General features: G+C 55.6%; 22 protein-coding genes. 14 read left to right on the forward strand and 8 right to left on the reverse strand.

Annotation, left to right across the window (positions count from 1 at the left end):
* Positions 1 to 163 precede the first annotated feature (163 nt).
* A complete protein-coding gene (aphA, locus tag LH23_RS06655; RefSeq protein ID WP_039289349.1) occupies positions 164 to 877 on the forward strand; it encodes an acid phosphatase AphA in 714 nt (237 codons plus the stop codon).
* A 138-nt stretch (positions 878 to 1,015) separates the two neighbouring features.
* Positions 1,016 to 1,369, forward strand: a complete 354-nt coding sequence (locus LH23_RS06660; protein ID WP_039289351.1) for an MmcQ/YjbR family DNA-binding protein — start codon at positions 1,016 to 1,018, stop codon at positions 1,367 to 1,369.
* Here the strand turns inward: LH23_RS06660 and uvrA are convergent, their stop codons facing one another.
* Positions 1,370 to 4,195 carry an excinuclease ABC subunit UvrA gene (gene uvrA, locus LH23_RS06665; protein ID WP_039289353.1) on the reverse strand — a complete coding sequence of 942 codons (2,826 nt, stop codon included), beginning with the start codon at positions 4,193 to 4,195 and terminating at the stop codon, positions 1,370 to 1,372. It lies immediately after the preceding gene.
* A gap of 233 nt (positions 4,196 to 4,428) precedes the next feature.
* On the opposite strand from uvrA, the gene ssb1 reads away from it, so the two are divergent.
* The 3 genes from ssb1 to LH23_RS06680 all read left to right on the forward strand — a co-directional run bounded on the left by ssb1 (position 4,429) and on the right by LH23_RS06680 (position 6,699).
* Complete coding sequence (ssb1, locus tag LH23_RS06670; RefSeq protein ID WP_008455813.1) at positions 4,429 to 4,959, forward strand: single-stranded DNA-binding protein SSB1; 531 nt, start codon at positions 4,429 to 4,431, stop codon at positions 4,957 to 4,959.
* Positions 4,960 to 5,078: 119 nt separating this feature from the next.
* Complete coding sequence (locus LH23_RS06675) at positions 5,079 to 5,711, forward strand: hypothetical protein (RefSeq protein WP_039289355.1); 633 nt, start codon at positions 5,079 to 5,081, stop codon at positions 5,709 to 5,711.
* Positions 5,695 to 6,699 (forward strand): alpha/beta hydrolase, encoded by a 1,005-nt coding sequence (locus LH23_RS06680; protein WP_039289358.1) that lies wholly within the window; start codon positions 5,695 to 5,697, stop codon positions 6,697 to 6,699. The genes LH23_RS06675 and LH23_RS06680 overlap by 17 nt, the downstream gene beginning before the upstream one ends.
* Before the next feature lie 50 nt (positions 6,700 to 6,749).
* Here LH23_RS06680 and LH23_RS06685 read toward each other — a convergent pair whose 3' ends face one another.
* From LH23_RS06685 to LH23_RS06695, 3 genes are all read right to left on the reverse strand, one after another.
* Complete coding sequence (locus LH23_RS06685; RefSeq protein ID WP_039289360.1) at positions 6,750 to 8,222, reverse strand: pyridoxal phosphate-dependent decarboxylase family protein; 1,473 nt, start codon at positions 8,220 to 8,222, stop codon at positions 6,750 to 6,752.
* A 14-nt stretch (positions 8,223 to 8,236) separates the two neighbouring features.
* The gene (locus LH23_RS06690) at positions 8,237 to 9,622 is read right to left on the reverse strand and encodes a diaminobutyrate--2-oxoglutarate transaminase (protein WP_008455804.1); all 1,386 of its coding nucleotides are present in this window, start codon (positions 9,620 to 9,622) and stop codon (positions 8,237 to 8,239) included.
* Positions 9,623 to 10,030: 408 nt separating this feature from the next.
* Entirely contained in the window at positions 10,031 to 10,897 is an 867-nt protein-coding gene (locus LH23_RS06695) for a LysR substrate-binding domain-containing protein (protein WP_039289362.1), read from the reverse strand.
* Positions 10,898 to 11,000: 103 nt separating this feature from the next.
* On the opposite strand from LH23_RS06695, the gene LH23_RS06700 reads away from it, so the two are divergent.
* The 4 genes from LH23_RS06700 to modA all read left to right on the forward strand — a co-directional run bounded on the left by LH23_RS06700 (position 11,001) and on the right by modA (position 13,557).
* Positions 11,001 to 11,333: a carboxymuconolactone decarboxylase family protein gene (locus tag LH23_RS06700; protein WP_052050138.1), complete on the forward strand. Its 333-nt coding sequence runs from the start codon at positions 11,001 to 11,003 to the stop codon at positions 11,331 to 11,333.
* Positions 11,334 to 11,720: a tautomerase family protein gene (locus tag LH23_RS06705; RefSeq protein ID WP_039289364.1), complete on the forward strand. Its 387-nt coding sequence runs from the start codon at positions 11,334 to 11,336 to the stop codon at positions 11,718 to 11,720.
* 80 nt (positions 11,721 to 11,800) lie between these two features.
* A complete protein-coding gene (locus LH23_RS06710) occupies positions 11,801 to 12,853 on the forward strand; it encodes an ABC transporter substrate-binding protein (protein ID WP_039289365.1) in 1,053 nt (350 codons plus the stop codon).
* A complete protein-coding gene (gene modA, locus LH23_RS06715; protein WP_039289367.1) occupies positions 12,853 to 13,557 on the forward strand; it encodes a molybdate ABC transporter substrate-binding protein in 705 nt (234 codons plus the stop codon). The genes LH23_RS06710 and modA overlap by 1 nt, the downstream gene beginning before the upstream one ends.
* Before the next feature lie 49 nt (positions 13,558 to 13,606).
* Here modA and LH23_RS06720 read toward each other — a convergent pair whose 3' ends face one another.
* The gene (locus LH23_RS06720) at positions 13,607 to 13,888 is read right to left on the reverse strand and encodes a YjcB family protein (protein ID WP_008455794.1); all 282 of its coding nucleotides are present in this window, start codon (positions 13,886 to 13,888) and stop codon (positions 13,607 to 13,609) included.
* A gap of 441 nt (positions 13,889 to 14,329) precedes the next feature.
* Here LH23_RS06720 and LH23_RS06725 point away from each other — a divergent pair, with 441 nt between their 5' ends.
* Positions 14,330 to 15,937: an EAL domain-containing protein gene (locus LH23_RS06725; protein WP_039289368.1), complete on the forward strand. Its 1,608-nt coding sequence runs from the start codon at positions 14,330 to 14,332 to the stop codon at positions 15,935 to 15,937.
* Here the strand turns inward: LH23_RS06725 and LH23_RS06730 are convergent.
* Both LH23_RS06730 and soxS read right to left on the reverse strand, forming a co-directional pair.
* Complete coding sequence (locus LH23_RS06730; RefSeq protein WP_039289370.1) at positions 15,911 to 16,576, reverse strand: alpha/beta hydrolase; 666 nt, start codon at positions 16,574 to 16,576, stop codon at positions 15,911 to 15,913. The two genes, LH23_RS06725 and LH23_RS06730, sit on opposite strands and share 27 nt — an antisense overlap.
* A gap of 20 nt (positions 16,577 to 16,596) precedes the next feature.
* Complete coding sequence (gene soxS / locus LH23_RS06735) at positions 16,597 to 16,920, reverse strand: superoxide response transcriptional regulator SoxS (protein ID WP_038476622.1); 324 nt, start codon at positions 16,918 to 16,920, stop codon at positions 16,597 to 16,599.
* An 80-nt stretch (positions 16,921 to 17,000) separates the two neighbouring features.
* Between soxS and soxR the strand changes: the two genes are divergently transcribed.
* The 4 genes from soxR to LH23_RS06755 all read left to right on the forward strand — a co-directional run bounded on the left by soxR (position 17,001) and on the right by LH23_RS06755 (position 22,092).
* Complete coding sequence (gene soxR, locus LH23_RS06740) at positions 17,001 to 17,456, forward strand: redox-sensitive transcriptional activator SoxR (protein WP_039289371.1); 456 nt, start codon at positions 17,001 to 17,003, stop codon at positions 17,454 to 17,456.
* A 477-nt stretch (positions 17,457 to 17,933) separates the two neighbouring features.
* Positions 17,934 to 18,602 (forward strand): glutathione S-transferase family protein, encoded by a 669-nt coding sequence (locus LH23_RS06745; RefSeq protein WP_039289373.1) that lies wholly within the window; start codon positions 17,934 to 17,936, stop codon positions 18,600 to 18,602.
* Between the two features lie 344 nt (positions 18,603 to 18,946).
* Positions 18,947 to 20,296, forward strand: coding sequence for a guanine/hypoxanthine transporter GhxP (gene ghxP / locus LH23_RS06750; protein WP_039289375.1), 1,350 nt, complete (start codon positions 18,947 to 18,949; stop codon positions 20,294 to 20,296).
* A gap of 149 nt (positions 20,297 to 20,445) precedes the next feature.
* Positions 20,446 to 22,092: a Na+/H+ antiporter gene (locus LH23_RS06755; RefSeq protein WP_039289377.1), complete on the forward strand. Its 1,647-nt coding sequence runs from the start codon at positions 20,446 to 20,448 to the stop codon at positions 22,090 to 22,092.
* A 5-nt stretch (positions 22,093 to 22,097) separates the two neighbouring features.
* Here the strand turns inward: LH23_RS06755 and LH23_RS06760 are convergent, their stop codons facing one another.
* The gene (locus LH23_RS06760; RefSeq protein WP_039289380.1) at positions 22,098 to 22,997 is read right to left on the reverse strand and encodes a LysR family transcriptional regulator; all 900 of its coding nucleotides are present in this window, start codon (positions 22,995 to 22,997) and stop codon (positions 22,098 to 22,100) included.

Below are 22,997 nucleotides of genomic sequence, written 5' to 3' on the forward strand. Positions count from 1 at the left end.
GGAGAGGAAATTCCGCCTCTGTTCTGTGACCCTGCCTGTTTTCTCTGACATAAAACTGAAAAAAATCTTTGTCGATCGGTCCCCGGCAGGTATGGTCGGAAGGCTGTATGGCAAGGCTGCTCATTTTAACAACGATTAAAAACAGAAAATTAAAGGGAAAACAATGCGTAAGATCGCTCTGGCACTCAGTGCCGTCTGCCTGCTGGCAGGCTTCAATCATGCCGCTTTGGCAACCGAATCCGCACCCGCTCCGCTGAATCCTGGCGTCACCGTGGCACAGCTGGCGCAGCAGGTGCCAATCCACTGGGTTTCCGTGGCACAAATTGAAAACAGTCTGCTTGGCCGGGCGCCTATCGCCGTTGGGTTTGATATCGACGATACCGTGCTGTTTTCCAGCCCGGGCTTTTATCGCGGGCAAAAAGAGTTTTCTCCAGGCAAGCAGGACTACCTGAAAAACCCGGCATTCTGGGAAAAGATGAACAACGGCTGGGATGACTTCAGCATGCCGAAAGAGGTGGCAAAAAGCCTGATCACCATGCACCTCAAGCGCGGCGACAGCGTGTACTTTGTCACCGGGCGCAGCCAGACCAAAACTGAAACCGTCACCAAAACCCTGCAAAGTGATTTCCTGATCCCGGAGCCGAGCGTCAATCCGGTGATCTTTGCCGGCGATAAAGAAGGCCAGAACACCAAAACGCAGTGGTTGAAAGAGAAGAAAATCAAAATCTTCTACGGCGACTCAGACAACGACATCACCGCAGCCCAGGACGTCGGCGCGCGCGGGATCCGTATTCTGCGAGCTTCAAACTCGAGCTACCAGCCGCTGCCGAAAGCAGGCTCGTTTGGCGAAGAAGTTATCGTCAACTCCGAGTACTGATCCCGGTCAGAAAAGCGGCAGCTAACGTAAGTTGGTTGCCGTTTTTTTAATCAATTCCCTCGTCTGTTATGCGCTTTTGGCGCACACTTAATGCTGCCGCGAATGCTTCCGGTAAACGTTCAGGACGAGGAAATGAAGATGACCCATTCGGATCTTTTAGAATACTGCATGAAAAAACCCGGCGCAGAGCAGAGCGTGCACAGCGACTGGAAGGCCACGCAAATCAAAGTCGGCGATGTGCTATTTGCCATGGTGCATGCGGAGAACCAGCGTCCGGCTGTCTCCCTCAAAGCCACGCCCGATCTGGCAGAGCTTCTGCGCCAGCAGCATCAGGACGTCTTCCCCAGCGCCCATTTGAATAAGGCGCACTGGAGCACGCTTTACCTGGACGGATCGCTGCCCGGTTCGCAAATTTACTATCTGGTGGATGCTTCGTATCAGCAGGCGGTGACATTGCTGCCTGAGCAGGTCAGGCAGCAATTGTCGGTTTGACTATTTCAGCAGTGGCTTGAGGAAACGCGCGGTATGAGAGGCTTCGCAGGTGGCGACGGTTTCCGGCGTGCCGGAGACCAGAATCTCGCCGCCGCCGCTGCCGCCTTCCGGCCCTAAGTCCACAATCCAGTCTGCGGTTTTAATCACGTCGAGGTTGTGTTCAATCACCACAATGGTATTGCCCTGATCCCTGAGCTGATGCAGCACTTCCAGCAGCTGCTGGATATCTGCAAAGTGCAGGCCGGTGGTCGGCTCATCGAGGATATACAGCGTCTGGCCGGTACCGCGTTTGGACAGCTCACGCGCCAGCTTAACGCGCTGTGCTTCACCGCCTGACAGCGTGGTTGCCGACTGGCCTAGCCGAATATAGGACAGACCTACGTCGATCAGTGTTTGCAGCTTACGCGCCAGCGCCGGAACGGCATCGAAGAATTCGCGGGCATCTTCAATGGTCATATCCAGCACTTCGTGAATGCTTTTACCTTTGTACTTAATCTCCAGCGTTTCACGGTTATAGCGTTTGCCTTTGCACTGGTCGCACGGCACGTAGATATCCGGCAGGAAGTGCATTTCGACTTTGATTACACCGTCGCCCTGGCAGGCTTCGCAGCGCCCGCCGCGAACGTTGAAGCTAAAGCGCCCCGGCGTATAACCGCGCGAACGTGCTTCCGGTACGCCAGCAAACAGCTCGCGCACGGGGGTGAACACCCCGGTGTAGGTTGCCGGGTTAGAGCGTGGCGTACGGCCAATCGGGCTTTGGTCGATGTCGATGACCTTATCGAAATGCTCCAGGCCCTGAACTTCGCGGTACGGTGCCGGTTCGACTATCGTCGCCCCGTTCAGCTGGCGCTGGGCAATCGGGAACAGCGTGTCGTTAATCAGCGTCGACTTGCCGGAGCCGGACACCCCGGTAATACAGGTAAACAGCCCCACCGGCAGCGTCAGCGTGACGTCCTTCAGGTTGTTCCCCTTCGCGCCGGAGAGCTTGAGCACTTTTGACGGATCGGCGGCTACGCGCTGTTTCGGCACCGCAATTTCGCGTTTGCCGCTCAGGAACTGCCCAGTCAGGGACTCCGGCACCGCGATAATGTCTTTCATGGTGCCTTCTGCAACCACCTGGCCGCCGTGCACGCCCGCGCCTGGACCAATGTCGATAATATGGTCGGCGGCGCGAATAGCGTCTTCGTCGTGCTCAACCACAATCACCGTGTTGCCGAGGTTGCGCAGGTGAATCAGTGTTTCCAGCAGGCGCTCGTTATCGCGCTGATGCAGGCCGATGGACGGCTCATCCAGCACGTACATTACGCCAACCAGCCCGGCGCCAATCTGGCTTGCCAGACGAATACGCTGGGCTTCACCGCCGGACAGCGTTTCTGCCGAGCGGGAGAGGGAAAGGTAATTCAGGCCGACGTTCACCAGGAACTTCAGGCGATCGCCGATCTCTTTCAGTACTTTTTCCGCAATTTGCGCACGCTGGCCGCTGAGCTTCATGTTCTGGAAGAATTCCATCGCATGGCCGATGCTCATGTCAGAAATTGTTGGCAGCGCGGTGTTTTCTACAAACACATGGCGCGCTTCACGGCGCAGACGCGTACCTTCACAGCTGGTGCAAGGCCGGTTGCTGATGAATTTCGCCAGCTCTTCGCGCACGGCGGAAGATTCGGTTTCTTTGTAGCGGCGCTCCATGTTGTGCAGCACGCCTTCGAACGGATGGCGGCGTACGGAGGTGTCCCCGCGGTCGTTCATGTACTTGAATTCGATAGTTTCTTTGCCCGAGCCGTGCAGGACGACTTTCTTCACCGCGTCGGTCAGCTCATTCCAAGGGGCTTCCACGTCGAACTTATAGTGATCGGCCAACGAGCGCAGCATGGTGAAGTAGTAGAAATTACGGCGATCCCAGCCGCGGATGGCGCCGCCGGCCAGCGACAGCTCGCCGTTTTGTACCACGCGATCGGGATCGAAATATTGCTGTACGCCCAGGCCGTCGCAGGTCGGGCAGGCACCGGCCGGGTTGTTAAAGGAGAACAGGCGCGGTTCCAGTTCGCGCATGCTGTAGCCGCAAACCGGGCAGGCGAAGTTGGCGGAAAACAGCAGCTCTTCCGCTTTTTCATCGTCCATGTCGGCGACAACCGCAGACCCGCCGGACAGCTCCAGCGCGGTTTCAAACGACTCGGCCAGGCGCTGGGCGATGTCTTCACGCACTTTAAAGCGGTCGACGACCACTTCAATAGTGTGCTTCTTCTGTAGCTCTAATTTTGGCGGATCGGACAGGTCACAGACTTCGCCGTCGATACGTGCGCGGATATAGCCCTGGCTGGCCAGGTTTTCCAGCGTTTTGGCGTGCTCGCCTTTACGGTCTTTAATGATCGGCGCGAGCAGCATCAGGCGCTTGCCCTCCGGCTGCGCGAGCACGTTATCCACCATCTGGCTGACGGTTTGTGCCGCGAGCGGGATGTCGTGATCCGGGCAGCGCGGTTCGCCTACGCGGGCGTAAAGCAGACGCAGGTAGTCATGGATTTCCGTAATGGTTCCGACGGTGGAACGCGGGTTATGGGATGTGGATTTCTGTTCAATAGAAATCGCAGGGGACAACCCTTCGATATGGTCGACATCCGGCTTCTCCATCAGCGACAGGAACTGACGCGCGTAGGCCGAAAGGGACTCAACGTAGCGGCGCTGCCCTTCTGCGTACAGGGTGTCGAATGCCAGCGAGGATTTGCCTGAACCCGAAAGCCCGGTGACAACAATCAGTTTGTCGCGCGGGATGACGAGGTTGATATTTTTGAGATTGTGGGTGCGGGCGCCCCGAACTTCGATCTTATCCATTCACCTTTCCCGGAATAATGACTGCATGCGCCTGGTATGTATAGAGGTACAACCGACGGCCAGAAACGGCTAATTATGACACAATAAAACCTGAATGAATATCCAGTGTTTTAATGAAACGAGCTATACTTAGCCGACATTCTGGAATGTCCCTCGCAGCTATAAACATTGTGGGTGGCATAGTGTAGAATCCCCGGTTTAGACTATTTAAAAACGTTTCAGGAGACACGAACATGGCCAGCAGAGGCGTAAACAAGGTGATTCTCGTTGGGAATCTGGGTCAGGACCCGGAAGTACGCTATATGCCAAATGGGGGCGCTGTCGCCAACATTACACTGGCCACGTCAGAGTCCTGGCGTGATAAGCAAACCGGCGAAACCAAAGAAAAAACCGAGTGGCACCGCGTTGTGCTGTTCGGAAAACTGGCCGAAGTTGCCGGTGAATACCTGCGTAAAGGCTCTCAGGTTTACATCGAAGGCGCACTGCAAACCCGTAAATGGACTGACCAGGCTGGCGTAGAAAAATACACTACCGAAGTCGTGGTTAACGTGGGCGGCACCATGCAGATGCTCGGCGGCCGTCAGGGCGGCGGCGCACCGGCTGGCGGCAACGGCGGCCAGCAGCAGGGCGGTTGGGGTCAGCCTCAGCAGCCTCAGGGTGGCAACCAGTTCAGCGGCGGCGCGCAGTCTCGCCCGCAGCAGCAGAGCGCACCAGCGCCATCTAACGAACCGCCAATGGATTTCGACGACGATATCCCGTTCTGATCCCATCAGGGTATAAACCTGTACGTGACGAACAAACAAAACCCTGCCCCGCAGGGTTTTTTTCTATGAAGGCGGGATGACATCTGCCGGGCGGGCGGCCCTCGGATAAGGAAGATACCGTGGCATTTTTAGGTTTTGTGAGTGAGCGAGAGTCTCAGAGTTGGGCCGATGCCACGTCCTGGCTGCCTTCGTTTAGCTTTTATGAAAAGCATCTCTCCCCGCCCATTGAGGGTACGCCTGAAGCCATTATTCAGGCCGTCCTGGCGCTGAATATGGAAGACGATCCGGTGATCCGCCGGCTACTCCGTTTACGGCAACTTCCTCGCCGCCTGCGCCGGGCCTTGTTTAAGTCAGAAAGCGCTGAACCGGCCGACTCATTCGGGTTTGGCTCTTTCACTCTGCTTCATCAAAGCAGCCACGAAGTCTCTTTCGGTTTGGCCGGGCGTTTCTGGCGGCCGTTGCTTGACGTCGAGTCTCTGAAAGATGCCGGAGCTTTCCAGCGTTTTGCTGATTTACGCGCGGCTAAACTGGTTCTGCGCTTTGATGTCCGGCCAGAGAATGATGGCACGGCGGTATTACGCACCGAAACCTTCGTCTATTGCCCAACGCAGCGCGTGAAAGCCCTGTTCGCGCTCTATTGGATGCTCATTCGCCCGGCCAGCGGCTGGATCAGGCGGCGCGCGCTACTCGGCATCCAGCGAAAGCTGGCGACAGACTCTCAACACAGGTCAGGCAATGACAGACAAAATTGATGGCGTTCTGCGCCCCGGGCACATTATCCCGTTCCCTGATTCCATCAGCGATGAGGCGCAGGCCGCTCTGCGTCGCCAGGTTGATGAGCATGGCGTGCCTCACAATGCGCGCTTTGCGATGCCATCCCACACCGATGGCGAAGCCTGGAAGCAGATTCAAGCCACTTCGGCGGCCTGGTATGCGGCAGCGATGAAGCCCCGGCCAGCGAGCGGCGAGTCGGAACCACAAACGCTGCACATTGAGCAGGCTACGGTGCATATTGCCACTCCAGACGCGCTGGCTTCGGAACATCACGTTCTGGTGGATCTCCACGGCGGGGCGTTTACCTTTGGCGGTGGCGAAGCCTGCAAGGCCAGTGCCAGCACCCAGGCTGGGCAGTATGGACTCCGTTGCTACAGCATCGATTACCGAATGCCGCCTGAGCATCCTTATCCGGCCGCGCTGGATGATTGCCTGGCCACATACCGTTACCTGCTGGAGCGCTATGCCCCGGAAAATATCGTGATTGCCGGGCGTTCGGCGGGCGGTAATCTGGCCGCTGCGATGGTGCTGCGGGCGCGCGATGAAGGGTTGCCGTTGCCGGGCGCGTTAGTGCTGTTGTCCCCGGAGGCAGACCTGACCGAGTCCGGCGACAGTTTCCAGGTGAACCAGCTTGTGGACGTGGTGCTACCGGGGTCGTTGAGGGAAAACAACCTGCTTTATGCCGCAGGCGCTGAGTTAACGCATCCTTACCTTTCGCCGCTGTTTGGCGATTTTACCCGTGGTTTCCCGGCAACATTGATTCAAAGCGGTACGCGGGATTTATTCCTGTCGAATGCGGTGAGGCTGCATCGGGCGTTGAGAAAGGCGAACGTCGAAGCCGAGCTGCACGTCTTTGAGGCGATGCCGCACGGTGGATTTATGGGGGCGCCTGAAGACAAAGAGCTGGTTGAAGAAGTGGCGAAATTTATTCGTCGACAGCTCAGGCTGGAGAACTCAAAGCAATAAAAAAGCCGGTGGCGAAGGATCGCAACCGGCTTTTATTCATTACGCTAACATTACGCGTTCAGCAGCGGCTCTGCAGTTTTCTCCACCAGCGCCAGCAGGACTTTGACATCCTCCAGGGTGACGGTTGGGTTCAGCAGGGTCAGCTTCAGGCAGGTCACGCCGTTATGCTCTGTCACGCCAACGTTCGCGCGGCCAGATTCCAGCAGCGCATCGCCGATTTTCTGGTTCAGCAGCGCGATTTCCGCATCGCTGCGGCCAGCCAGGCTTGCAGGACGGAAGCGGAACAGCACGCTTGCCAGCTGAGGCTGCATCACCAGCTCCAGAGCAGCGTGGTCAGCCACATAGGCCGCCACATTCTTCGCCATGGTCACGCCGTGATCGATGATTTCAGCGTACTGCTTCTGGCCCAGCGCTTCCAGGCCCATCCACAGCTTCAGAGCGTCAAAGCGGCGGGTGGTCTGCAGCGACTTGGACACCAGGTTCGGTACGCCTTGCTCTTCGTCGAACTCGGAGTTCAGGTAGGCCGCCTGGTAGCGCATCAGCTCGTAGTGGCGAGCATCTTTCAGCAGGAACGCGCCGCAGCTGATGGTCTGGAAGAACTGCTTGTGGAAGTCCAGGGTAACGGAATCCACCAGCTCCAGGCCGTTCAGGTAGTCGCGATACTTCTCGGAGAGCAGCAGCGCGCCGCCCCAGGCTGCATCAACGTGGACCCAAATCTGGTGCTCTGCGGCCAGCTTCGCGATGTCGCTCAGCGGGTCGATAGCGCCTGCATCGGTCGTACCGGCAGTGGCGACGATAGCCATGATCTGCTCGCCGTTCGCTTTCGCCTGGGCGATTTTAGCCGCCAGGTCGGTAACGTCCATGCGGGCAAACTCATCGGTTTTCACCAGCGTGACTGACTGATAGCCCATGCCCATCAGCGCCATGTTTTTCTGCACGGAGAAGTGGGCATTTTCAGAGCACAGCACTCTGATTTTGCGGATATCACCGGTCAGGCCGTCCTGCTGGACAGAGTGGCCCTGACGCGCAAAGTAAGCGTCACGCGCCAGCATCAGGCCCATCAGGTTGCTCTGAGTCCCGCCGCTGGTGAACACGCCCGCATCGCCAGGCTGGTAACCGACCTGAGCGCGCAGCCATTCGATCAGCTTCATCTCAATGATGGTCGCCGACGGGCTTTGGTCCCAGGAGTCCATGCTCTGGTTGGTGGCGTTGATCAGCACTTCTGCGGCCTGGCTAACCACCAGGCTTGGGCAGTGCAGGTGCGCCACGCACTGCGGGTGATGCACCAGCAGGCTGTCTTTTAAGAAATACTCAATCGCGCGTTCAATCGCGACCTGGTTGCCCAGGCCCTGTGGATTGAAGTCGAGCTGAATACGTTCTTTCAGCTCGGCGACGGTTTTGCCCTGGTACATCTGGGGCTGCTGCAGCCATTCCACTACGGCCTGGCTGGTCTGGGCGATCGCCTGCTGGTATTCCTCAATGCTCTGGGCAGAGGAGGCCAGAATCGGGTTAGATCGGGACATATTTATTACTCCAGTCAGACAGCTTTTGCGCCAGCGGCTAACAAGGCTTTTTCAAATTTACTCAGGAAGATTTCCAGCTCGTCGTCGCTGATCAGCAGGGACGGCAGCAGGCGCAGCACACAGCCGTTACGGCCACCGCGCTCCAGAATCAGGCCCGCTTCGAAGCATTTTTTCTGGATCAGGGCAGACAGCGCGCCGTCGGCCGGGTAGCAACCCATGTGATCCTGTGCTTCTTCTGGCTTCACGATCTCAATGCCGAGCATCAGGCCCAGGCCGCGAACGTGGCCGATAGCCGGGTAGCGTTTCTGCAGATCGTACAGTTTGCCTTTCAGCCATTCGCCCTGAGCGGCAACTTTGTCAGCGACTTTGTTGTCTTTCAGGTACTTCAGGGTGGTCAGGCCGGTCGCCATCGCCAGCTGGTTGCCGCGGAAGGTGCCGGTGTGGTGACCTGGTTCCCAGGCATCGATCTCTTTTCTCAGGCCCAGTACGGCCAGCGGCAGACCGCCGCCAACGGCTTTGGACATCACGATGATGTCTGGCTCAATGCCAGCGTGTTCGTAGGCGAACAGTTTGCCGGTACGGGCAAAGCCAGCCTGAACTTCATCGATGATCAGCACGATGCCATGCTCTTTGGTCACTTTGCGGATGCGCTGCAGCCACTCGGCAGGAGCCGGGTTCACGCCGCCTTCGCCCTGAACGGCTTCGAGGATCACGGCCGCAGGTTTGCGCACGCCGCTTTCAACGTCGTTGATCAGGTTGTCGAAGTAATAGGTCAGCGCTTTCACGCCCGCGTCGCCGCCAATGCCCAGCGGGCAGCGGTATTCGTGCGGGTATGGCAGGAACTGTACTTCCGGCATCAGGCCGTTGATGGCCGCTTTCGGAGACAGGTTGCCGGTCACGGACAGCGCGCCGTGGGTCATCCCGTGGTAGCCGCCGGAGAAGCTGATTACGCCGCTGCGGCCGGTGTGTTTCTTAGCCAGCTTGATAGCGGCTTCTACTGCGTCCGCGCCGGATGGGCCGCAGAACTGCAGGCAGTACTCTTTACCCTGGCTCGGCAGTAAAGAGAGCAGGTATTCTGAGAACTCGTCTTTTAACGGCGTAGTCAGATCCAAAGTATGTAACGGCAAGCCGCTGGTAATGACGTTTTGGATGCTTTGCAGGATGTCAGGGTGGTTGTGGCCAAGCGCCAACGTGCCCGCACCGGCCAGACAGTCAAGGTAACGGTTACCTTCAACGTCGATGATCCAGGCGCCCTGGGCTTTGGCTATAGCGAACGGTAATTTGCGCGGGTAACTTCTGACATTCGATTCGAATTCAGCCTGTCGTGCCAAATAGGTTTCGTTGGTAGCGTTTGCAGATTTTGCATCTAAAGTATCAATACGGACTTTATCCGTCATCATATCTCTCCTACAACCGTCGGCATGAGCGCAGCGGCTGAATTAAGTAAACAATACTCGTCATGCTTCAAGTTGAAACTCGAATTATCCAGAGTATAGGTATGGGTTAGGGTGCATAAAACGCCGCCAATATATGGCTTTTTACCCCCCCACTCAATCATTTATTTTTTCCGATTTTTTTAATTTAAAATCAATGGATTGAAGACTCTTTTGCCGGGTATCCAGACATCCGATCTCTCAACTATTGGCAATGGCAGGAAAAAAAGCCCCCTGAAAGGCCTAAATTTGCGTATTAAAACGGTCTGGACAGACCAGATTCTGGGGGTTAGAAATAATTAACAACAAAAAATTACCCTGGGACATTGATTGGCAACAGGGGTTGCATTTTTTACCCGCAAACCTGGCGCTGGTTCAGCTTCCGCGGCAAAAAACGCCCACCTGTTTTTCAATAATGTCTGCCAGGTAATCCCGAATCGGGTTAGGTTCAGATGACGCTCGTGGCAGACAAATGCCTAATGAAGGGAGAGCGGGAAGCGTCTGGATCACCGGGAGATCGGCAGGTTTTCCTACCTGCGTTCTTGGCGTCACGCCTAATCCGGCTCGTGCCGCTGCCCACAGGCCGTTCAGACTGCTGCTGGTAAAGGCTATCCGCCAGGGGATCCCTGCACAATCCAGGGCCTCAATGGCGTGACGGCGTAAAATGCAGGGGGCATCAAAAACCACTAAAGGCAGCGGCTGCCCATTGGCGAGGCATGTCTCTACCTGCTCGGGGATGCCCATCCAGTGCAGCGGGATTTTGCCTATCTCATTCTCCACGAAATCCGATGGCGTTTGCCAGAGTAAGGCCAAATCCAGCTGGGAATGATTGAGGGCGGATTCCAGCTCTGCGTTTCGTGCTATACGTGCTTCAAGAATGACGGCGGGGTGGGCGCGACAAAATGACCCAAGAACGTCGGTTAACAGGCCTTCACCAAAATCCTCCTGAAACCCTACCCGTAAGAGCCCACTCAGCGGCGTGTCGGCCACCGCAGCCATTGCGGCATCATTCAGCTCCAGCAGGCGTTTCGCATAACTCAACACAATTTCGCCCGTCGGCGTCAGCGCCAGGCCCCGGCCTGATTTTTTGACGACCGGCGTTCCGACCTGCTCTTCCAGTTTCTTCAACTGGGCGCTGACCGCTGAGGTTGATCGCCCCAGCCGGTCAGCTGCCCGGGCAAAGCTGCCGAGTGCCATGCCGGTAACAAAAGTGCGGAGAACGTCGAGATCTAAATTCGTCATGATTATTGTCCTGAAAATCAGGATTGTTGGTTAAAAAATATCTGATTTTTAGAATGATACTCAATGAGTATGCTCAGGTTGTCAACAACAGCCAGGAGGCTTCATGGGCGAAACATCACACGACATTCAGCGGGTTTTGAGCCGGGCGCCAAAGCTCGCCAGTATGAGCAACGACTTGTTATTCCTGGATATCTGGGAAAGACCGGAACTGAATAAACGCGATCGCAGCCTGATCACCGTGGCGGCGCTGCTGGCGCTGTACAGACTTGAACAGCTACCGATTCATCTCGATTTAGCGCGCCAAAATGGCGTCAGCGATGAGGAGTTAAGCGAGCTGATTACCCATCTGGCTTTTTATGCGGGCTGGCCTGCCGCCCACAGTGCGCTAAAGGTGCTGGATAAGCTGATCGTCGAATGTAATCAGGAGGAGCAATAAATGCCGGTACTTCATGTCACCTTATTAAAAGGAAAAACGGAGGCCTGGCTGGCGGCGGTTTCATCCAGCATACAGCGGGCGCTGGTGGAGGCATTTGAGGTGCCGGAGACGGATTTGTTTCAGGTTTTTAGCGAGCAAGATAAATCGGCGCTGCGGTTTGATCGTCACTATATGGCGGGACCCCGCAGCGATGACTGGCTTCTGATTGAAATAACGGCCGGTAAGCCGCGGAGTATTGAGACGAAGCAACGTTTTTACCGGGTCATTACCGAGCAACTTGCCGAGTCACCGGGCATTCATCCCAACGACGTTATGGTCGTCATTCGACATAATAATGCTGAGGACTGGTCGTTTGGTGGGGGCAAGGCGAGTTTGCTCCCGGAGTAAGATCTACCCCTTAAAATCGCTGGGCGCGGGGGAGTCATCGCTGTATATTTTTATACACAACGATCATAAGGACTCCCGCCGTGAACCTATTTACCCGCCGCCTGACGCTGGGCGCACTATTAGTACTTTCCCCGCTCGCCGCGCTGGCGAACCGCACGCTCACCGACCAGCTTGGCCGCCAGGTCACGATCCCCGACGAGGTTGATCGTGTCGTGGTACTTCAGCATCAAACGCTCAACCTGCTGGTGCAAATGAACGCCACCGACAAAGTGGTCGGCATTCTGGCGAACTGGAAGCAGCAGCTTGGCAGCGGCTACGCGCGCCTGGCGCCGGAGCTTGAGCACAAAGCTCAACTGGGCGATTTAACCAGCGTGGACACCGAAAAGCTGGTGGCGCTGCACCCTCAGGTGGTGTTCGTCACCAACTATGCGCCGCAGGAGATGATCGACAGCATTAGCAGACTTGGCATCCCGGTTATCGCGATCTCGCTGCGCCACGACGCATCGGGCGAGCAGGGCAAGCTGAACCCGTCGATGCAGGACGAAGAGCAAGCCTACAATCTCGGCCTGAAAGAAGGCATCGAACTGATTGGCGAAGTCGTCAATAAAGAGAAGCAGGCCAAAGCGCTGATCGACGCCACTTTTGCCGAGCGCAAGCTGGTCAGCGATCGCCTGAAAGACATTCCGGCAAGCCAGCGGGTGCGGGCTTATATGGCCAACCCTGACCTGACCACCTACGGTTCCGGAAAATATACCGGCCTGATGATGGCCCATGCGGGCGCGCTGAACGTGGCGGCGTCGACCGTGAAAGGCTTCAAGCAGGTATCGATGGAGCAGGTGATCGCCTGGGATCCGCAGGTGATCTTCGTGCAGGATCGTTACCCCAAAGTGGTGGATGAGATCGTCAGCAAACCTGAATGGCAGCCGATCGGCGCGGTGAAAAACCATCAGGTCTGGCTGATGCCGGAATACGCCAAAGCCTGGGGCTACCCGATGCCGGAAGCGATGGCGATTGGCGAGCTGTGGATGGCGAAAAAATTGTATCCCGCCAGATTCAAAGACATCGACATGAAGAAAGTGGCCGACAGCTGGTATCAGCGTTTTTATCGCACCCACTATGAAGGCGTAGAGTAATGACCTTACAGATCCTGGCGGCCGGAAGCCTGAGGCGGGTCTGGCAACCGCTTATGGCCCAGTTTGAGCAGGAAACTGGCCTGCTGACAGAAACGCAGTTTGGGCCTGCGGGTCTGCTAAGGGCGCGTATAGAAGCCGGTGAAAACTGTTCGCTGTTTGCGTCGGCAAACATGGCGCATCCGCACATGCTGCTGGAGCAGGGCAAAGTGCGGGCGGTTCAGCGGTTTGCCGGGAATGCCCTTTGCCTGACGGCGGCGGCGTACTGCGTTGAGGAGCAAAGTACCTGGCTAACGCTATTGAGCAATCCAGCCTTACGCATTGGCACCTCCACGCCGGGCAGCGATCCGTCCGGGGATTATACCTGGCAGTTCTTTGCCAGATTTGAAGCTGAATTTGGCATCGCCCTGCAGCCGCGAGCCTTAGCTCTGGTTGGCGGGCCAGACACGCAGGCCGTGCCCGACGGCAGGCTTGCGGCGCAGTGGCTTATTGCCAGCGGCCAGGCCGATCTGATGATTGGCTACCGAAGCTATTCCGCAGCACTGAAAGCTCACCGTGAACTGCGGGTGTTCGAGATCCCGGCGCCCTACAATATTCAGGCCGATTATGGGCTGGCGGTGTGCGACGAACGGGCAGAGCCGCTGCGGGCTTTCCTGGTCTCGGATGCTGCGCGGCAAATACTGCGCGATTACGGTTTTGTCGTCTGAAAGTAAAAACCGCCGATGAAGGCGGTTTTTTTGAATGCTTCTCAGCCTGTTAAGGCATCATCGTCGGCCATTCGGGCGGCATTCTGGCGATGATCTCGACCAGCCCCGTTTTAAACGACGCCCAGATAATCGGGAAGTCGCCGAGCGTCAGACCCAATAAACCCATGGCAAACCAGCAGGATGCCGCAATTCCCAGCCCGCTGCTGATTATGGCTAAAGCCCGGTAATCCGAGCGGCGAAACTGAATATTCAGGCTGCTTGCCAAAAACATCAAAACCGCGCTAAGCAGCGGCCAGCGTATGAGCATCACGCCGGTGGTGATTGTTGCCATGAACCTTGTTCCTCAAAATCTGCAATTTATTTTTCTGTTGCACTGATAATGTGAAGTCTATCACTTTTGTGCGTTTAATCACCAGTATTGTGATGGTTTTTTGCACGGATTTGAGGCCGGGTTGGCGGGGTTTTTTAGGGAAACCGGGACGTGGATGGCGTGAACATTTTGTTTATCTGACGTTTACCACAATTTCGTTTAAATAATCATTCCCTGCTGCCTTAACCCCAGAAAAACTCATATTAACGCGGTGGGTTAAATCTTAAGCTAAACGGCATTCCGGTTTCTCTTATCTCATTGTTGCGCAAATTAATTTCCGCAGAGTTAACGGCTGAAGGCTATTGCTAAAGCGGGCTTTATGATGCAACGTAATCGGCGGTCATCAGGTTGTTCTAATAAAGTATAAAAACAGGCGCATAAAAGCAGAGACGTGTGAGCATCATGGTGAAACGGATTTATCTTAAGGCGTTGCGTACCTCAGGTTTTGTCCTGATCGTTTGCCTGCCGATAATGTTGGCAATTTATTTTGCCCATGTTCGCGCCATGAGTGATACCCAGCAGCACCTGCACTCTTTTGGCAAACTGGTGATGGAAAAAACGGAAATCGTCATCAGCCACGTCAATGAAGCGCGCAGCGAGGCGGAACGTTTTTCTGGAGAAATATGCAGTCCCCGACACATGGCAAATATGCTGGATATTGTGCGCGGTAAACTTTTTGTCGCCGATTTAATTTACGTCAGCGGCGATAAGCTGCTGTGTTCGACCAGCTACAAGCCGTTAAAACCTCTGCCAGCGCCGCTCCCTTCTTATACCCGTAAACCGGACGTCGCCATTTATTATTATCTGGATACGCCGTTTTATGCCGGGCATAAAATGACCTACATGCAGCGTGGGCATTATATGGCGGTGATTAATCCGCTCACCTGGTCAGAAGTTTTATCCGAAGATGACTCGCTGATTTATGGCGTCTACGACACCGTTACCCGCAGCTTTTTCTCTTTAAGTCCGGGGGCCGACAGCGACCTGCTACACCATTTCATTCTGCGTAAAGAGAAAGCGTTTACCGAAGACAATCGTTTTTATGCTGTTGACCAGTCGGCTAAAAGACCGATTGCGGTGATTGTTTCCACGTCAGAAACCCTGTTTAACCGCCAATGGTATCACCAGCTGACGTTGACGCTTCCGTTAGGCGTTATTTGCAGCCTGCTGATATTAATTATGTGGTCCAGAACCCGCCAGCAGTTAAATTCCCCGCGGCGGATGCTTTTGAGAGCGTTGACCAGAAAACAACTCAAACTTCACTACCAGCCGATTATTGATATTCAGAACGGTTATTGCGTAGGTGCGGAAGCACTGCTGCGGTGGGTGAATTTTAACGGGCAAACCATCAGCCCAGGAACGTTTATTCCGCTGGCAGAATCTGAAGGCCTGATTCACAAAATATCGGACTATGTAGTTGATGCCGTATTTAAAGATTTTGGTGAGTTTCTTGCCGACCATCCTGGGCTTTATATTTCGATTAATCTTTCGGCATCTGACTTTCACTCTTCACGCTTAATCACCGTACTTTCAGAACGGATTAAAACCTACAACATTCGTCCGGGGCAGATAAAAATCGAAGTGACCGAGCGAGGGTTTATTGACGTTGAAAAAACCAGGCCGTTTATCCAGGAGTTCCGCAACGCAGGCTTTAAAGTTGCCATCGATGACTTTGGCACCGGGTATTCGAATCTGCACAACCTGCAGTATCTGAACGTCGATATTTTAAAAATCGACAAAAGCTTTATTGATTCCCTCGCCAGCGAGCGGGCCAGCCATTTGCTGGTGGAACACATCATTGAAATTGCCCACAGCCTGAATTTAACGACGATTGCCGAAGGAGTTGAAACCGAAGCACAGGTGGCGTGGCTGGTGGATCACGGCGTGGAGTATTGCCAGGGCTGGTATTTTGCGAAGGCGCTGCCTCCGCAAGAGTTTATCGCCTGGCTCTATACGCCAGGCGGGATCCCCGTTCGCAAGGCTTCAGTGGCTCGCGATCCACTGCTTTAAAGGAACGACCCATTCCGGGTTAGGGCGGAAAAATGCCCCGTGCTGCTGGCCGGTAGCAATTTTTATCTCTTTATAATGAGTAATCCCCGGACTGTGGTTCACAATCGTCTGGCAGGAACCCACTTCATCCGAGGCTTCATAAATGGAGAGCACGTTCCCGTACAGGCGATTGCGGGCGTCATCCTGAATGGAATGTGTACATCCCGCCAGAATGGCAACGTTGAGTGCCTTATTCTGCAGTTTGCTTGCCGCCAGAATGGTAATTTCGCCGCCGCGTGAGAAACCGACAAGCGTAATATTCTTAGCCGGGACGCCTTTTGCAATCAGCGTGTTCACGTCTTGCTTTAGCTTTTCGGCATATTGATCTGGCTGAGTATCTTTGGCTCTGTGATAAGCAATCAGGTTGTAGCCATCATCGCTGAGTTTCTCTTTCACCGCCGGGAAATCGTAAACGCCCCAGTGCGGCTTATTTGGATTACTCGGCCGATCAACATTTCCCTCTAACACTTTCCCGTGCGTATAAAAAACGTATTTCTGCTTCGGGTTAACGCTGTCCGGGAACGCGGTATAAATGGTTGCCGCCTGAGCGGCCATTGAGGCAAGTCCGATGGCCAAAATGGCGAAACTTAACTTTCTCACTCCAACTCCTGTTGGTTTTCTTAGGCCTGATGGCGGTAATCCGTTGGCGTACGGTCAAACTCACGGCGGAACACGCGGGAGAAGGTTTGCTGCGAAACATACCCGTAGTCCATCGCGATATCAAAAATAGGGCGCTGGGTGGTGCGCAGCGCCGTGGCAGCCATCAGCAGGCGGCGCTGGCGGATATAGTCACCCAGCGTTTGGTGCATGACGGTGCGGAACATACGCTGCAAATACCACTTTGAATAACCTGATTTTTTCGCCACCACGTCGATGTTCAGCGGCTGGTCAATATGTTCATCAATCCATTCAGTCAACGTATAAATGATGTCCTGGTGAGCCATGAGTCGTCCTCATTTCCGGGTTAGCTAGTTTCATTGCCAGGGAGTATAATTCCTCAAGTTAACTTGAGGTAAAGAGCATTATGGAAAAGAAATTACCCCGAATAAAAACGCTGTTAACGCCCGGTGAAGTGGCGAAGCGCAGCGGCGTGGCCGTCTCCGCGCTTCACTTTTACGAAAGCAAAGGTCTGATCAAAAGTACGAGAAATGCAGGTAATCAGCGGCGTTATCAGCGCGATGTGCTGCGAACGGTGGCGATAATAAAAATTGCGCAGCGCATTGGCATTCCGCTGAGCACCGTCGGAGATGCGTTTGGCGTGTTGCCCGACGGCCATTCGATCAACAAAAACGACTGGAAGAAACTGTCGTCGCAATGGCGCGAAGAGCTGAACCACCGCATTGCCACGTTGACCGCATTGCGTGACGAACTGAATGGCTGCATTGGCTGTGGCTGTTTATCGGGGGCGGAATGCCCGCTGCGTAACCCAGGAGACAAGCTGGGCGAGCAGGGTACCGGTGCACGATTGTTGGAGGACTAGCGTTAGCTTCCACACATAAAACTAAAGCGCCACAAGGGCGCTCAAGACTGCTAACAAAGAGGGAAAAAGCGTGGTTTTTCCCTCTTTGTTGTTATTAGCCGAAAATCAACGAATTGATTTTCCAGGTTTATTAATGACGTTCTCTGTAACCTCATTGCTCAACAGGAATCATCCGTTGCCACATAAAACTAAAGCGCCACAAGGGCGCTTTAGTTTTTTTCCGGTCTTTGTCTTTCGCTCTATCCCGTTCTGACAGGAGGGTTTCCCCCGACGTCGGCACCCCTCGATAACGCTTACACATACCTACGTACACACTTCACTGACTTTGGAGGTTCCGGTCTGCACCGACAATTTAAGTGTAGGTCTGCCCCTTCACTTTGCAAGGTCAATTGTTCTTTTTTTGTTCATTTTTTTGACATGTGATACGTGTACGGCTTTCCTATAGTTATTCCATTTGGCTAAACAGAGGGTTACCTCATGCTCACGGTGCATCACCTCAATAACTCCCGTTCCCAGCGTGTACTTTGGATGCTGGAAGAACTGGCTCAGCCGTATCAGATTGTGCGTTATCAGCGGGAACCCACCATGCTTGCCCCGGAAGCACTAAAAAAAATCCATCCGCTGGGTAAATCCCCGGTGGTGGAAGATAACGGCCATATTCTGGCGGAATCAGGTGCCATTCTTGAGTACCTGCAGGAAACCTACGACAGTGAAAACCGCCTGAAGCCGCAGGAGATTAACGACAAAATCCAGTATCGCTTTTGGCTGCATTACGCCGAAGGGTCGCTGATGCCGCTGCTGTTAATGAAGCTGGTGTTTGGCAGCCTCGGTAAAGCACCTGTGCCCTGGCCGCTGCGCCCGGTGGGCAAGGCGCTGGGGCAGGGCGTGCAGAAAGCCTGGTTGAATAAGCAACTCAGCACCCATGCCCGTTTTATCGAGGATCACCTGAGCCAGCACCCGTGGTTCGCCGGGCAGCAGTTTAGCGCGGCAGATATTCAGATGAGTTTCCCGGTGGCCGCGCTGCTGGCGAGAGGGGAAGTCAACGACATGCCGCACACCCAGGCGTGGATGAAAAACGTGCAAACGCGCCCCGCCTGGCTGCGAGCGTTAAATCAAGGCGGCCCTTTTGAGATCCCAGGGGCGTGATCGCCGCAGAAGCAAAGCGAGAGAAAATTAGCCCAACTTTTTGCGTTTTTGTTGCGAAATTGCGCATTGACGATAACGTTTGCGCACCGTAAGGCGATTAATTCATCAGCTGAGCATATTTTCCTCGAAAATCGCAAAAGTTAAGTTGAAAATCCCGCCATGAAGGCTGGATAATCGTTTGCCTTAATTCTGTAACACCGATTTGTCCGTGTGGAGTTAAACGATTGCTTTTTTGTGACACCCCTTTGTCACAATCGTAGCGCAGGGAGACAACGTTTAACTGGCAGCGGGTTGTCCACCACCCGGGCAAACGTCATTCTAAAAATCTCAGGGGATTTTTCACTATGTCTACACCTTCTCCGCGCGCCGGCGGTTCGCTCGACGCCTGGTTCAAAATCTCTGCACGCGGCAGCACCGTGCGTCAGGAAGTTGTCGCCGGTCTGACAACCTTCCTTGCTATGGTTTACTCCGTGATCGTTGTGCCAGGAATGCTCGGCAAAGCCGGGTTCCCACCGGCAGCGGTCTTTGTGGCTACCTGCCTGGTGGCGGGCGTGGGCTCCATCGTGATGGGCCTGTGGGCGAACCTGCCGCTGGCCATCGGCTGCGCTATCTCGCTGACCGCTTTCACCGCCTTTAGCCTGGTGCTCGGCCAGCACATCAGCGTGCCGGTCGCCCTTGGCGCGGTATTCCTGATGGGCGTTCTGTTCACCATTATCTCTGCCACCGGCATTCGTAGCTGGATTTTGCGCAATCTGCCGATGGGCGTGGCGCACGGCACCGGGATTGGTATCGGCCTGTTCCTGCTGCTGATTGCCGCGAACGGCGTCGGCCTGGTGATTAAAAACCCGCTGGACGGGCTGCCGGTTGCGCTGGGGCATTTCGCCAGCTTCCCGGTGATCATGTCGCTGATTGGCCTGGCGGTGATCATTGGTCTGGAAAAACTGAAGGTGCCGGGCGGCATTCTGCTGACCATTATCGGCGTGTCCATCGTCGGCCTGATCTTCGACCCGAACGTGCATTTCTCCGGCGTTTTCGCCATGCCGTCGCTGAGCGATGACAAAGGCAACTCGCTGATTGGCAGCCTGGATATCATGGGCGCACTGAACCCGATCATTCTGCCAAGCGTGCTGGCGCTGGTGATGACTGCTGTGTTTGACGCCACTGGCACTATCCGCGCGGTAGCCGGTCAGGCGAACCTGCTGGACAAAGACGGCCAGATTATCGACGGCGGCAAAGCGCTGACCACCGATTCCCTGAGCAGCGTGTTCTCCGGTCTGGTGGGCGCAGCCCCGGCAGCGGTTTACATCGAATCTGCAGCGGGCACCGCAGCAGGCGGCAAAACCGGCCTGACAGCCATCACCGTTGGCGTGCTGTTCCTGCTGATCCTGTTCCTGTCGCCGCTCTCTTACCTGGTACCGGCATATGCCACGGCACCTGCACTGATGTATGTTGGCCTGCTGATGCTGAGCAACGTCGCCAAAATCGACTTTGCGGACTTCGTGGATGCGATGGCCGGGCTGATTACCGCGGTATTCATCGTGCTGACCTGCAACATCGTGACCGGCATCATGATCGGCTTTGCTTCTCTGGTGATTGGCCGCGTAGTGTCCGGCGAATGGCGTAAGCTGAACATCGGCACCGTGGTGATTGCCGTTGCGCTGGTGGCGTTCTACGCTGGCGGCTGGGCTATCTGATTTTCAATTCGTGCGGGTTGCGCTCTGTAACCCGCCGCTTTCACCCACTTCGGGCATTTCCGGTTCCAATGTGATGCAAAAAGTTGTTTTATTATAAAAACAACCGCTAAGAGTGACGCTTCAAATCACACATCACGTTCAGGGAAAACATGGAAATTTTCTTCACAATCTTGATTATGACCCTCGTGGTCTCCCTCTCTGGGGTGGTAACACGTATGTTGCCGTTTCAGATCCCACTGCCGTTAATGCAAATTGCCATCGGGGCGCTGCTTGCCTGGCCGCACTTTGGCTTACACGTTGAATTCGACCCTGAGCTGTTCCTGGTGCTGTTCATTCCGCCGCTGCTGTTTGCCGACGGTTGGAAAACGCCCACCCACGAATTTCTCCATCATGGCCGGGAAATTATTGGCCTGGCGCTGGTGCTGGTGCTGGTCACCGTGGTCGGCATCGGCTTCCTGATTTACTTCCTGGTGCCTGGTATTCCGCTGGTGCCTGCTTTTGCGCTCGCCGCCGTGCTGTCACCGACGGATGCCGTGGCGCTGTCCGGGATAGTTGGCGAAGGGCGGATCCCGAAGAAGATCATGGGGATATTGCAGGGTGAAGCGTTGATGAACGATGCCTCCGGCCTGGTGTCCCTGAAGCTTGCGGTGGCGGTCGCCGTTGGGGCGATGGCCTTTAGCGTCGGCGGCGCTTCGCTTGAGTTCTTCAAAGTGGCCGTGGGCGGCCTGCTGGCGGGGATTGCGGTCAGCTGGCTGTACGGCAAATCGCTGCGCCTGATGAGCCGCTGGAGCGGGGACGAACCCGCCACACAAATCCTGCTGCTTCTTCTGTTGCCGTTCGCCTCTTACCTGATTGCTGAACACATCGGGGTTTCCGGCATTCTGGCGGCGGTAGCCGCAGGGATGACCATTACCCGTTCCGGCGTGTTGCGTAGCGCCCCGCTGACCATGCGCCTGCGCGCGAACAGCGTCTGGGCGATGCTGGAGTTTGTGTTCAACGGCATGGTCTTCCTGCTGTTGGGCCTGCAGTTGCCGGGTATTCTCGAAACCTCTGTTGCGGCGGCCAATGCCGATCCTAACGTGGAACTGTGGATGCTGTTCCTCGACGTGGCGATGATTTATTTCGCCCTGATTGCGGTGCGCTTCCTGTGGCTGTGGTCGATGAAACGCCTCAGCCTGCGCTTTTTGAAAAAGCGCCCTCTGGAATTTGGCTCCTTCACCACCCGCGAACTGGGCATTGCTTCTTTCGCTGGCGTGCGCGGGGCCATCACCCTGGCCGGTGTGCTTTCCATTCCGCTGTTGCTGAACGACGGCACGCCTTTCCCGGCGCGCTATGAGCTGATTTTCCTCTCCGCAGGCGTGATCCTGTTCTCGCTGTTTGCCGGGGTCATCATGCTGCCGATTCTGCTGCGAAACGTTGAGGTTGGGGATAAGTCTCTGTCGCGCAAAGAGGAGCGGCTGGCCCGGTCCGCCACGGCTGAAGTGGCGATTGTCGCTATCCAGAAAATGGAAGAGCGCCTGGCCGCGGACAGCGAAGAGAATATCGACGACCAGCTGTTGAAAGAGGTGAGTTCGCGGGTTATCGGAAATTTACGTCGCCGTGCAGACGGGCGAAATGACGTTGAAAGCAGCGAGCTGGAAGAGAATCTTGAGCGCCGCTTCCGCCTGACGGCACTGCGTTCCGAGCGCGCTGAGCTATACCATCTGCGCGCCACCCAGCAAATCAGCAACGAGACCCTGCAAAAACTCCTGCACGATCTCGACCTGCTGGAAGCGCTGCTGATCGAGAAAGAGTAATCCCGCTAGTTCTGGCCGGTTTCCACTGCCGGCCAGAACTCTCTGCAGCAATCAATCCACGCCTGTGCGCTCTGCGAAATATAAACCCCTTCACGCCAAATCATCCCTAACTGCCAGCTCAGATTGCTGTTCAGCGGCAGCCACATCAGCGTGGTGTGGTCAAGCTTGCGGCAAATTGGCTCCGGCAGCACGGCAATTCCCACACCGCCCTGAACCATCGCCGCAAGGAAATCCCACTGCCCGCTGCGCACCGCAATGCGCGGGGTAAAACCGTTGTCGGCAAACAGCTGCATAAGCTGACGGCTAAGAGAGAAATCTTCGTTGTAGATAAGCAGCGGGTGCTCGGCCAGCTCGGCCGGGTCAACGCTGGTGCGGCCAATCCACGGGCCTGAACGAGGCACCAATACACACAGTGGATGGCGGAACAGCGGCATTACCGTCAGCGCGCCTTCATCTTCTACGGGGATAGCCGTCACCGCCAAATCGAGATCGCCATTAAGCACCGCCTGCTGCACCGTCAGGCCGCCGAACTCGGAAATCTTAAACTCCACGCCGGGGTAGCGGTGCTGATACACACCGATTGGGCCGGTCATCAGCGTGCCGACCATGGGCGGAATGCCGAGGCGCAGCACGCCGTTGGTGAGCTGCTTGATGTCGCTCAGTTCGGCCTCAAGCTGGCGAAACTCGGCGAGGATGGCCAGCCCGCGCTGAAACACCACCTGGCCGGTGTCGGTCAGCAGCAGACGGCGGCCGTCGCGGATCAGCAGCGTGCAGTTCAGCTCATCCTCGAGGTTGCGCAGCATTTTGCTGATGGTGGGCTGCGTGACGAACATCTTCTCCGCCGCCCGGGTGAAGCTCTGCTGGCGGACGACTTCAACGAAATAACGCAGCGTTCTGATGTCCAT

Origin of the sequence: Cedecea neteri, from assembly GCF_000758305.1 — a bacterium.
Classification (GTDB): Bacteria; Pseudomonadota; Gammaproteobacteria; order Enterobacterales; family Enterobacteriaceae; genus Cedecea; species Cedecea neteri_C.

Excerpts from the sequence above, each read along its gene's own strand:
- LH23_RS06690 (WP_008455804.1), bottom strand. The coding sequence starts at position 9,622 with ATGATGACGGATAAAGTCCGTATTGATACTTTAGATGCAAAATCTGCA.
- LH23_RS06660 (WP_039289351.1), top strand. The coding sequence starts at position 1,016 with ATGACCCATTCGGATCTTTTAGAATACTGCATGAAAAAACCCGGCGCA.
- LH23_RS06685 (WP_039289360.1), bottom strand. The coding sequence starts at position 8,222 with ATGTCCCGATCTAACCCGATTCTGGCCTCCTCTGCCCAGAGCATTGAG.
- LH23_RS06695 (WP_039289362.1), bottom strand. The coding sequence starts at position 10,897 with ATGACGAATTTAGATCTCGACGTTCTCCGCACTTTTGTTACCGGCATG.
- LH23_RS06760 (WP_039289380.1), bottom strand. The coding sequence starts at position 22,997 with ATGGACATCAGAACGCTGCGTTATTTCGTTGAAGTCGTCCGCCAGCAG.
- LH23_RS06700 (WP_052050138.1), top strand. The coding sequence starts at position 11,001 with ATGGGCGAAACATCACACGACATTCAGCGGGTTTTGAGCCGGGCGCCA.
- modA (WP_039289367.1), top strand. The coding sequence starts at position 12,853 with ATGACCTTACAGATCCTGGCGGCCGGAAGCCTGAGGCGGGTCTGGCAA.
- ssb1 (WP_008455813.1), top strand. The coding sequence starts at position 4,429 with ATGGCCAGCAGAGGCGTAAACAAGGTGATTCTCGTTGGGAATCTGGGT.
- LH23_RS06725 (WP_039289368.1), top strand. The coding sequence starts at position 14,330 with ATGGTGAAACGGATTTATCTTAAGGCGTTGCGTACCTCAGGTTTTGTC.
- aphA (WP_039289349.1), top strand. The coding sequence starts at position 164 with ATGCGTAAGATCGCTCTGGCACTCAGTGCCGTCTGCCTGCTGGCAGGC.
- LH23_RS06705 (WP_039289364.1), top strand. The coding sequence starts at position 11,334 with ATGCCGGTACTTCATGTCACCTTATTAAAAGGAAAAACGGAGGCCTGG.
- soxS (WP_038476622.1), bottom strand. The coding sequence starts at position 16,920 with ATGGCTCACCAGGACATCATTTATACGTTGACTGAATGGATTGATGAA.
- uvrA (WP_039289353.1), bottom strand. The coding sequence starts at position 4,195 with ATGGATAAGATCGAAGTTCGGGGCGCCCGCACCCACAATCTCAAAAAT.
- ghxP (WP_039289375.1), top strand. The coding sequence starts at position 18,947 with ATGTCTACACCTTCTCCGCGCGCCGGCGGTTCGCTCGACGCCTGGTTC.
- soxR (WP_039289371.1), top strand. The coding sequence starts at position 17,001 with ATGGAAAAGAAATTACCCCGAATAAAAACGCTGTTAACGCCCGGTGAA.
- LH23_RS06745 (WP_039289373.1), top strand. The coding sequence starts at position 17,934 with ATGCTCACGGTGCATCACCTCAATAACTCCCGTTCCCAGCGTGTACTT.
- LH23_RS06755 (WP_039289377.1), top strand. The coding sequence starts at position 20,446 with ATGGAAATTTTCTTCACAATCTTGATTATGACCCTCGTGGTCTCCCTC.
- LH23_RS06720 (WP_008455794.1), bottom strand. The coding sequence starts at position 13,888 with ATGGCAACAATCACCACCGGCGTGATGCTCATACGCTGGCCGCTGCTT.
- LH23_RS06680 (WP_039289358.1), top strand. The coding sequence starts at position 5,695 with ATGACAGACAAAATTGATGGCGTTCTGCGCCCCGGGCACATTATCCCG.